The organism is Coleofasciculus sp. G3-WIS-01 (genome assembly GCF_040223135.1).
Classification (GTDB): domain Bacteria; phylum Cyanobacteriota; class Cyanobacteriia; order Cyanobacteriales; family Coleofasciculaceae; genus Coleofasciculus.
The window spans coordinates 22275-32599 of the sequence record NZ_JAVJZI010000120.1; the positions used below are offsets into that span (position 1 = coordinate 22275).

General features: G+C 46.2%; 8 protein-coding genes. 3 read left to right on the forward strand and 5 right to left on the reverse strand.

Annotated features, from left to right (window positions below):
• Positions 1-110: 110 nt before the first annotated feature.
• Both RIM23_RS12115 and RIM23_RS12120 read left to right on the forward strand, forming a co-directional pair.
• Positions 111-881: a peptidase gene (locus RIM23_RS12115; RefSeq protein WP_446367382.1), complete on the forward strand. Its 771-nt coding sequence runs from the start codon at positions 111-113 to the stop codon at positions 879-881.
• A gap of 54 nt (positions 882-935) precedes the next feature.
• Complete coding sequence (locus RIM23_RS12120; protein WP_446367384.1) at positions 936-1829, forward strand: vitamin K epoxide reductase family protein; 894 nt, start codon at positions 936-938, stop codon at positions 1827-1829.
• Positions 1830-2132: 303 nt separating this feature from the next.
• Here the strand turns inward: RIM23_RS12120 and RIM23_RS12125 are convergent, their stop codons facing one another.
• From RIM23_RS12125 to ctpB, 4 genes are all read right to left on the reverse strand, one after another.
• Complete coding sequence (locus RIM23_RS12125; RefSeq protein ID WP_446367386.1) at positions 2133-3044, reverse strand: transglutaminase family protein; 912 nt, start codon at positions 3042-3044, stop codon at positions 2133-2135.
• 150 nt (positions 3045-3194) lie between these two features.
• Positions 3195-4145 (reverse strand): alpha-E domain-containing protein, encoded by a 951-nt coding sequence (locus RIM23_RS12130; protein ID WP_446367388.1) that lies wholly within the window; start codon positions 4143-4145, stop codon positions 3195-3197.
• A 95-nt stretch (positions 4146-4240) separates the two neighbouring features.
• Complete coding sequence (locus RIM23_RS12135; protein ID WP_446367390.1) at positions 4241-5686, reverse strand: circularly permuted type 2 ATP-grasp protein; 1446 nt, start codon at positions 5684-5686, stop codon at positions 4241-4243.
• A 768-nt stretch (positions 5687-6454) separates the two neighbouring features.
• Complete coding sequence (ctpB, locus tag RIM23_RS12140) at positions 6455-7777, reverse strand: carboxyl-terminal processing protease CtpB (protein ID WP_446367392.1); 1323 nt, start codon at positions 7775-7777, stop codon at positions 6455-6457.
• A gap of 631 nt (positions 7778-8408) precedes the next feature.
• On the opposite strand from ctpB, the gene RIM23_RS12145 reads away from it, so the two are divergent.
• Positions 8409-9014: a YdcF family protein gene (locus tag RIM23_RS12145; protein ID WP_446367396.1), complete on the forward strand. Its 606-nt coding sequence runs from the start codon at positions 8409-8411 to the stop codon at positions 9012-9014.
• Here the strand turns inward: RIM23_RS12145 and RIM23_RS12150 are convergent.
• Complete coding sequence (locus RIM23_RS12150) at positions 9008-9943, reverse strand: hypothetical protein (RefSeq protein ID WP_446367394.1); 936 nt, start codon at positions 9941-9943, stop codon at positions 9008-9010. The two genes, RIM23_RS12145 and RIM23_RS12150, sit on opposite strands and share 7 nt — an antisense overlap.
• Positions 9944-10325: the final 382 nt, after the last annotated feature.

Genomic DNA, 10325 nt, shown 5'->3' on the forward strand with positions numbered 1-10325 from the left:
ATCCAGTCCAGGCAACAGCAGTCTACGCCATGCCCTCAATTGGCTAATGGGAGTAAATCCGGGTTTTTGCATCAGGTTCCCAGTCGAATTCAAGAGGACTTAATTTGACGATGACTTACTGTCTGGGCATTATTAACCGTTTTGGTATAGTCTTAGCGGCGGACTCTCGCACCAATGCCGGGGTAGACTATATTTCTACTTACAATAAGCTTTTTGATTTTTCCCTGCCAGGAGAACGAGCGATTATTATATGTACATCGGGAAACCTTTCGATTACCCAAGGAGTAATCAATCAGTTGCATCGGGATCTACAGAATCAGGAAGAACTCAATATCCACTCCCTCCCGAATATGTATGAGGTGACTCGTTACGTTGGCAGCAAACTGCGGCAAATTCAAGATCAAGACCGCCCTTGGCTAGAACGCGATCGCATTGATTTTAACTGTAGCTTATTAGTCGGGGGTCAAATTCGCGGCGAACAACCGCAACTCTATCTGATCTACACTCAAGGTAATTTTATTCAAGCCACGCTGGAAACGCCGTTTTTGCAAATTGGTGAAACCAAGTATGGCAAACCCATCCTTGACCGAACTCTTACTTATGATATGCCACTAGAAGCTGTTGCTAAGTGCGCTCTGCTTTCTATTGATTCAACCATGAAATCAAATATTTCAGTCGGACCACCGATTAACTTGGTTATGTATGAAGCTGGCACCTTTATGGCTCGCCAGAAACTGAAACTGCGTCTAGGTGATCCCTATTTGGCAAAAATTCGCAAGTTATGGGAGGACTCGTTACGGCGTGCATTTGAATCTATGCCGAATATTGAATGGCAGCATCCAGTAGAGGATAATCAGCAAGAAGATATTCTGATTGATTGAATTCTCTATTCCCCGTTCCCTGTTCCCTGTTCCTCTTTCAAGGACGAATGACGAATGACGAATGACAAAGGACATAAGACAAATCGATATTGGATTGGTGCGCTCGCCGTTTTGGGAATGCTGGAAACGGCATTCCTCACAGTGGTTGAATGGTTGGGAAAAGCGGCGGAAATTTGTCCCACTCATGGCTGTCAAGCGGTGCTAGAAAGTCCTTATGCCCAGCTTTTTGGACTCCCTCTACCCCTATGGGGATTTCTTGCCTATACCACTTTGTTAGCGGTTTCCCTAGCACCCTTAGCTATTAAATCTTTGTCATCGGAGTGGGTGCAATCCAGTTGGCTGGTTATGCTGGCAATTACCACCTGTATGCTGGTGAGTAGCAGCTATCTGATGTACGTGATGCTGTTTATTGTCAAGGGAGTTTGTCCCTACTGCATCGCCTCGGCGCTGTTGTCCTTTACCCTATTTCTGTGGACTACCATCGGTCATGATTGGCAAGATATTGGACAAGTCACGCTGACAGGATTGGCGGTTGGTTTGGTCACGTTTACGGGGATACTGGGAGTCTATACTGATGTTCCTAGCGCTAGCGCTACTACAGGAGAATCGGGTCCACCCATTACCCATATCTCCGGTGCGGCTGAACTCGCCTTAGCAGGTCATCTGAACACAGTAGGGGCAAAGATGTATGGTGCATTTACTTGCCCTCATTGTCACGAACAAAAACAACTTTTTGGTCAAGCCGCATTTAATCAAATTGATTACATTGAATGTAATCCTCGTGGCAAAAATGCCCAACCCGAACGCTGTCAAGCTGCTAATATTCAAGGAGTTCCCACCTGGGAAATTCAGGGACAGTTTTATCCAGGGGTGCAACCGTTAGAACGATTGGCAGATATTTCTGGCTATCAGGGTTCAGAGGCGTTTAAGTATGAGTTTCCTTATTAAATAGTCATTCATCATTTGTCGTACTCACCTTAATGGCAACGGCTGTAACTAGCCAGGGCGGGTTTTGTTGTTCAGTTATTGGTAACTAGCTAGGGTTAGTGGCTAAACCCGCCCCTACATTAATTATGATAGAATGGCACGCTTCTTAAACCGAATCTTGCCAACTTGGACGCCAGGAAATAAATTTCTTATCTTTGCTCAAGTAAAAATGGAACTTACTAGGTAAGTCTTTCAACCCGTTTTAACGGGTTTAAGCTTTTAGCCAGAACTTTAGTTCTCGGCTTAAGGAGTGTGACATTCAACTTATGAGAGGTGTATTGTATCGGACTGAAAACCGCTATATTCATCTCTGGAAATAGACAAATTAATTTTCATATCAGACTCAATTTTCCTAGCGCCTTCACCCACCGATTTAGTCGTCGCGATCGCACCAGAAATCGGGGCAGCATAACGGGGTATAGCGCAAGCCACGAGGGGGATATGACGATCCGTGACAACGACGCCTTGATTGGGGTCATAGCCTTGCCACCCTGCACCAGGTAAGTAAATCTCTACCCAAGCATGAAGGTATCGTTGCGATCGTTCTAGATTACCTTCCTGATACCCACTGACAAACCGTGCGCCTAATCCCATCACCCGACAAACGTCCATGAATAGCACCGCTAAATCTCGACAAGATCCGCGCTTTAATTGCCACGTTTTACTGGGAGACCAAGATGCCCCTTTTTCCCGATATTGGGGTTTACAATGACTGTAGAGATGTTGGTTGAGTGTTTGGACAAAGTTAACGGTATCACCCTTGACTTGCTGGTAAATGTCCTGCGCTAATGGCTTTATTGCGTCCACTAAGAGGGGGTCATAAAATTGCTGATAAGGCTGTAACTGAGATGACCAGTAGTCGGGGTAGTCAATGGGTAACTGAGTTGCCCAAGGTTCCAGTTGAATGTTATCGGGATCGGTGCGACAGGTTTCGACAACGGATGTAGCACTGATCGCTAATTGTTCGGTGCTGGTATTAAACCAAAGTTTCGCGATCGCATTCCCATCTAGTTCGATAATCTCGGAAATGCTTGTGGGTTGGGGTTCAACGTCTAGTGTAAACGAATGCAGTTTCTGAGTCCCGTCACAGCGGGGACTTAACCTCAAAATATGGGGTTTTAGAATAACGGGCTGATTATACGTATAGGTTGTGGTGTGGCAAATTTTGTAACGCACGATAATTCATCAAACAAAGTAATAAGTCCTAAGTAATAAATCCTAAGTTAATTGTCGGGACGGGTTTATAAACTAAAGCTAGCTTGTCACCAATAACTTTTGACCCTTCGCTGGGCTCAAGGGCAGGCTTTTGACTTCCGCCTAGGGGTACTAGGCTACAGGTTCTACCGCACAAAATGTTGTCGAGATTTGGTTACCTACTTGATTAATTTCGATTTGCATTTGATTTAAAAATTCATGCAAACCCTGCTCGAAAACATCTTCTATCGTTAGATATCCGAGTTGAGAACACAAACGACCTAAAGCACGTTCGGCTGGGTTACACCACGTTCCCCGAGGAGTGCTAGTAATTTGATGCAGCGATTGTTCCGCTTGCGCTAGACAGAAGTGAATTGAGCGGGGGAACTGACGGTTGAGAATCAGAAATTCGGCGACACTGGTGGGTGTAATCCGATGCTGGGACTTGCGATACATTTCATAAGCACTGGCAGATTTGAGCAGTGACATCCATTGAATTTGATCCAATGGTGTTCCCACCCACTGTACAGACGGGAGTAATACAAAATACTTTACATCTAGAATTCGGGTCGTTTTATCTGCCCGCTCTAGCAATCTGCCCATTTGCCCAAAATGCCATCCCTCATTATGAGTCATTGTGGCATCCATAACTCCAGCAAAGCGATGGCTAGCCAGTTTGACTTGGGTGAAAAAATCAGGTAAGGCTTGTAGCGCTCCTCCTTGGGAAGCCTCTTTAACCATCAGGAAAAATTCATTGACCTCTTCCCACATTTCTGAGGAGATCACTTCCCGAATCGAACGGGCGTTCTCACGAGCGAGCTGGAGTACCGATAAAATTGAGTTGGAATAATCTGAGTCAAAGGTGAGGAAGCGAATAACGTTGTCCGAGGTAGCCTCCCCGTAGCGATCGCGGAATAAATCTGAATCCCCAGTTGTAATCACCAACGGTTTCCACTGCTGGGTCACTCCTGGTGGCATATCCAGCATTAAATTTAAATTAACATCCACAAACCGAGCGATATTTTCCGCACGTTCGATATAGCGATTGAGCCAGTAGATAGAATCAGCAACCCGACTTAGCATAAGTATTTTTGATTGGTTATTGCTAATTAGTCATTAGTCCTTTTTCAAGGAACTTTTTCACAGGGGAGAGGAAATAGAAATTCCTACTTCATAATTTATAAATGGTTAAGCACCCAAGTATCCTTACTTCCTCCACCTTGGGATGAATTCACCACCAGAGAACCCTTTCTCAGAGCCACACGGGTTAATCCACCGGGATGAACGTAAACATCGTCTCCCCGATGCAAAATGTAAGGGCGCAAATCGACATGTCGTCCTTCTACCTGATGATCAATTAACGTGGGTACTCGCGACAAGCAAAGGATGGGTTGGGCAATATAATTGCGAGGATTGGCTTTAATCCGTTCAGCAAAGTCCGCCCGTTCCACCTCAGTGGAACTCGAACCCACTAGCATACCATACCCCCCCGACTCATTGGCAGACTTAACCACTAATTTCTCTAAATTATTCAAAACATAGTTTCGGTCTTCTTCCTGCCAACATAAATAAGTGGGGACGTTGGATAAGATTGGCTCTTCTCCCAGGTAATAACGAATCATTTCTGGGACATAAGCATAGACAACCTTATCATCCGCTATTCCTGTCCCTGGCGCATTGGCTAATGCGACTCGACCTTGGCGATAGACATCCATGAGTCCAGGTACACCTAACAAAGAGTCGGGACGAAAGACTTGGGGATCTAAAAAGTCATCATCGACACGGCGATACACCACATCCACTCGCCGCAATCCTTTAGTCGTTCGCATTTGCAAATAGCCATCCACGACGACTAAATCCCGACCTTCAACCAATTCCACACCCATTTGCTGGGCTAAAAAGGAATGTTCAAAGTATGCGGAGTTGTAAATACCCGGGGTAAGGACGACGACGGTGGGGTCAGGAAGTTGATGTGGCGCTAAATTGAGCAGGGTTTCTAGCAAATGGCTGGGATAGTCATCCACTGGCTTAATTGCCATAGTTTGGAAGATTGCCGGGAATGTAGTTTTCATCACCCGACGGTTTTCTAGGACGTAGGAGATACCAGAAGGCACACGCAGGTTATCTTCCAGAACATACCACTGACCGTCGCGATCGCGAACTAAATCGGTTCCGGTAATGTGACACCAGACATCGCTTGGGGGTTTTAAGCCTACGCAAGGTTTGAGGAATCCTTTTGCCGAAAAAATAATTTCGTAGGGGATTTTGCCATCGCTGAGAATGCGCTGTTCCCCATACATGTCGTTGAGGAAGAGATTAAGCGCTGTGATCCGCTGTTTCAGTCCTTGCTCTAGTATTTCCCATTCTTGAGCTGAGATAATCCGGGGAATGATATCAAAGGGGAAAACCCGTTCAATGCCCTGATTATCACTGTAGACACTGAAGGTTACGCCTAACTTCAGCAGGGCGACTTGAGCAGTTTCCCGGTGTTGCTGGAGTTCATCAGGGCGCAATCCCTGCATCCAATTAATCAGGGCGGCTGCTGACGGTCGTGGCTGTCCTTTGGCTGAGAACAGCTCATCATAGAATTCTTCTGGATTGTAGAGATCCCATTGTACTGCCACGTTGACTACACCCCTCCTCGATGTACACCCTACGTATTACAAGATTGGTCTAAATCGGATCTAGAACTGTAGTGAATATTACCGTTTACTGGGAGTTCAGGTAAAGCTTACCGAAAAAATTGCTATTTGTAACAACTTCTAAACTTTAGTAAATCCTGTTTGGCAACTAGGGACAATCATGTTACTTTAAATATGGAGGTCGTCCTCCAGAGTCAATAATAACTGGAGAAAAACCAACGAAGAGTCAGAGGTTATGACGATCATCCCCCATCTTTGACTCTGCCACAGAAGTAACTAACCTAGCGTAGCAGTAAGGGGTTAGATTCGGTGGAAACCGAAACCCAACTCAAGTCCAGAAAGACAGATTTATGCGGGTCAATAAGCGGTGAACCTGTGGAATATTGCCAACATTAGTAAGCTCAGATTAAAACCTGAAAAATTAACGGCTTGAAAAGTCCTAATAGAACGATCAGTTGGGTCTAACCTCTTTGGTTAGACCCGATTGATTTGTGATACCAAATCCGCCTTTGTTACCCCCTTTTACCCGGCGATTAATAACGGGGGTGAGGAGCCCGAATTTATCAAGATAACTAGAGTGCCATGGCACGTCTGTCTGATGATAGGGGCAGGTTTAGGCTCAAACTCTTGCAAAGACATCCTCACCACGCCGTAGTAGGGGTTTGGTAACCAAACCCCTACTGTCGCTGAATGGAGGTCATTAGTAGAAAACTAGTCACCAATGACTAATAACCAACCCAATTGATAGTCTTACCGAACACTAATTGGTTCAGTCGGTTTATTCAAACCCCGTTGTGCTAGCACTGTATTTTCGAGAACAGTAATCGCTTGCTTATATTGAGGATCTTCGATTGTGGCACGTAACATCGGTTGTGTCACTAAACGCTGCTGTTGGGCGCGAGTTAAATCAATTTTCACATCAGGGGCAATTCCCTTGTGATTAATATCAATACCACTAGGAGGATAGTAGCGGGAAATCGTAACAGCTAAGCCCGAACCATCGGATAAAGAATGGACAGACTGCACGACGGCTTTACCAAATGTAGTCGAACCGACAACCATCGCCCGTTTATTATCCTTGAGCGCACCCGTTAGAATTTCACTAGCGCTGGCTGAATTGCCATCAACTAAAACAACGAGAGGAAGTTGAGTCAGGGCGGTTTTGTTGGCAGAAAATTTTTGTTCTCCGCCTTTACGATCAACTGTGTGGACAATTTCACCATCATTAATCCACATGCGGGCAATTTCAATACTGGCGTATAATAACCCTCCAGGATTTCCACGCAAATCTAAAACATAGCCATCCACATTTTGACTATCCAGATTGCGGATTGCCCGTTGCATTTGTTCCGCCGCATGGGAACTAAATTCATCGACGCTGATATAACCCACCTGCATCTGACCTTCGTTTTTGAGGGTATAGTGTACAGACGGTAGCTCAATTTGGGCGCGGGTTAGAGTGACATCAAAAGGACTTTGCCCTTGACGAGAAATTTGCAGTATCACCGATGAGCCGACTTCTCCCCGAATTAACGCCGAAGCTTCTTCAGCACTCATTCCTTGAGTGGATTTGCCATCAATGGCGAGGATTTTATCTCCCGACTTAAGTTGGGCTTCAAACGCCGGCGAATTTTGAATCGGTTCAACAATAACCAGCTTTTGGGTTTTCTCATCAACACCCATGCGAATTCCTACCCCAGACAGTTCACCCGCTGTTTGATCAGTTAGGGCTTTAAATTGTTCGGGTTCTAAAAAGCGAGTGTAGGGATCACCAATAGGTTCTAGGGCGTCGCGAATGGCTTGGTAGGCTTGTTCGACAGACGTATAATTTCGGTTGAGTAGCTGTTGACGGGTTGCTCGCCAATCCACTTGATTGAACGAGGGATCGACGTATTCCTGATTAACAATTTGCCAAACTTCATCAACAACCGTCTTGGGACTATCCTGAAGCGCCGCCGAGACGGAGCGATTGCTGCCAATTGGGGCTAACCATGATAATGTGGCTGTTGTTGCGATCGCACCAGTTAAGAGGATGCTTTTGAGCCAAGGGAAGGTTTTAGAATATTGATTCATGGGAAATACGTCGAACAGACTATGGGTGGGTTTAAAGCGGACAGTCAAAGCGTACCCAGTCGTTGGCTGCAATAATTGGCATTCCGTTACATAAGACTTACCCAAAGTTACCTACAGGCGGACATCTTTGGAACTTACTTCCTGTTTCATCCTGGTGGTGAGGGCACTCGACCAGTCCACAGGCTAACAACACCTAACTGGCGGAACCATTCTTTGACCTACCTAACTGTGGTTTTTGGCTAGATAGGTATACCAATAAAGTATACATACTCCCTGTGGTAACCTTGATCAAGACAAGTCTCTCCCCAGTTTTGGGTAATAATGGGTAGAGGTGTCCAAGGACGTAGTTCAAGTTACTCACCCTGAGTAGGGATAGCATAGTTCTGGCGGCATCAAATCCGTCTATTGCTACTATACTCAACTTATCTGGCTAATTTCCAGAAATTTTGTGCCAGTTTACCTATTGTCCTGTTGATGAAGACAATCTCTTCGCCTCGGACAGTAAGAGTGAATCAAGTGGTAAGCCTGAGTGAGACGATTGATTACACGCCATTGGCTAGGGTTTGCGCGTTGGCTACTGTCTAAGCAACGACTACGCTGGTTAGGCTTAGGGCTATTAAGCCTAGTCGTTATTCTTAGTATAGGGTTACTTGCTAGTATCTTCAGATTGCCAGCAGGAGCCTCTGCACCTGTAGATACGTTTTTTGTTTTGGGGGGAAGTATTCGCCGAGAGGTTTATGTTGCTCAGTTAGTGAAACAACATCCCCAAACTCCCGTTTTGATTTCTCAAGGCTCTAAGGAACCCTGTATTTGGCTCATCTTTCAAAAGTATAACGCGCCAATAGGTCAGGTTTGGTTAGAAAAATGTGCGGATTCCACGTTTGGTAATTTCTACTTCGGTATTCCCATTTTACGTCGCTGGGGGGTGCGTCATGTTCAGTTAATTACCTCTCCGAGCCATTTACCACGAGCTGGGTGGATAGCGCAAATTCTTTTGGGGGCGAATGGGATTTGGGTGGATGTGGATACGGTACAGGAACGGGGGATTCCAGGTAATCAGGAATCGTGGTTGAAGACGGGACTGGATATGACGCGCAGTCTGGTTTGGGCGCTGTTGAGTCAGGGGATTCAGCCGCACTGTTCCGATGTAACACCACTAACGGAGGTGGATTTAGCGGCTTGGCACCAGTCAGGATTCGACTGTGAATATCAATGGTGGTTAAAGCTGGATTATTGATTGGCGAAGCGCTGGTGTCTAAAAAAGAGTTGGCTATCACCATAGTAGGATGCCACAAATTCCGAGGTGGTTTCCAGATGTCCGATAATTTGGGCGTTTTGGCGATAACTTGGCTGGTCTATAATATCAGCGTTCTGGTTGGCGTTTTCGTCTCCTACTTCTTGGGGAACAACGGCATAGAGGGAAAATAAAGAGGTTCCAGCCGGAATTGTGGCAAGGTCATCTCTGAAATCATGGGGTGGTTGTTCAGGAAACTGAATAGTGGGATTGGGAACCAGAAAAAGGCGATAGGGATAAAAGGGATCAGGTTCTGGATGACCCGTTTGGTCTATTTTGGCAAAGCCTTGTAAATAGAGTTTGCGGGGAAATTTGCTGACGCGGCGGAAGATTAAATTGATGAATTTAGGACCTAAATCGTTTTCTTCGGGAACGATATTAGACAATTCATTGGCAAAGAAATTATAGTTATTGCCTTGACCGGTGAGGGAAACCAACGCCGAGAAGTTTTCGGAGGGTTTGCCATCCACCAAAAGCTTGAGGGCTAACCCTGGGGCAAATCCGCGATCGCTGGGATCACCTGTGAGGGATAATCGTAGAAGACCATAGTCGGCTCCTTTGAATAAACCGGTAAATGGACTGGTCGGGGAGGGGATTAACTTAACCTTAGCCACACTGGCATGGGCGTGAATGGCTTTGTTCCATTTGCGGGGCGCTTCATCGGCTAAGCGATCCATTTTGATGCTTAAGAGAGTAAAAAATAAGCCGATAACGTCAATTTTTTTGAGTGGCGGTAGGTTATCGTAGCGGGATTCTAAAATTCTTTGCTGCCAAATAAAGTCCTGCTTTTTTGCAGCCTTCCAAGATTCATAGTCGTTAGGGAGTGGCTCTAAATTGTGGGCATTATGCCAAAATTTTTGCTGCTTTTTCATTGGAGTGACTGGGTAAAAAAGTATTGGGGTTTGTAGTGTCTTTTAAGTTTTATGGGGGAAGTCCAAAAAGTTATCCTTGATGGCAACACTTATTGGTTAAATCCGTTAGTTTTTTCTGGTCTCCCCCATGCAAAAAAAGCGAAGCATCCTATGGCTTCCCCCGTGCAAAAAAAGCGAAGCATCCTATGGCTTCCCCCGTGCGAAAAAAGCGTAGCATCCTATGGCTGCGCCCGTGGAAGATTAGCGATGCAGCCTATGGCTTGCCGCGTCTGGAGGGGGGCGGGGGGGGGGGGGATGGGGGGGCCGGGGGGGGGGGGGGGGGGGGGGGGGGAGGGGGGGCGCGGGGGGGGGGGGGCGGGGGGGGCGGGGGGGGGCGGGGGGC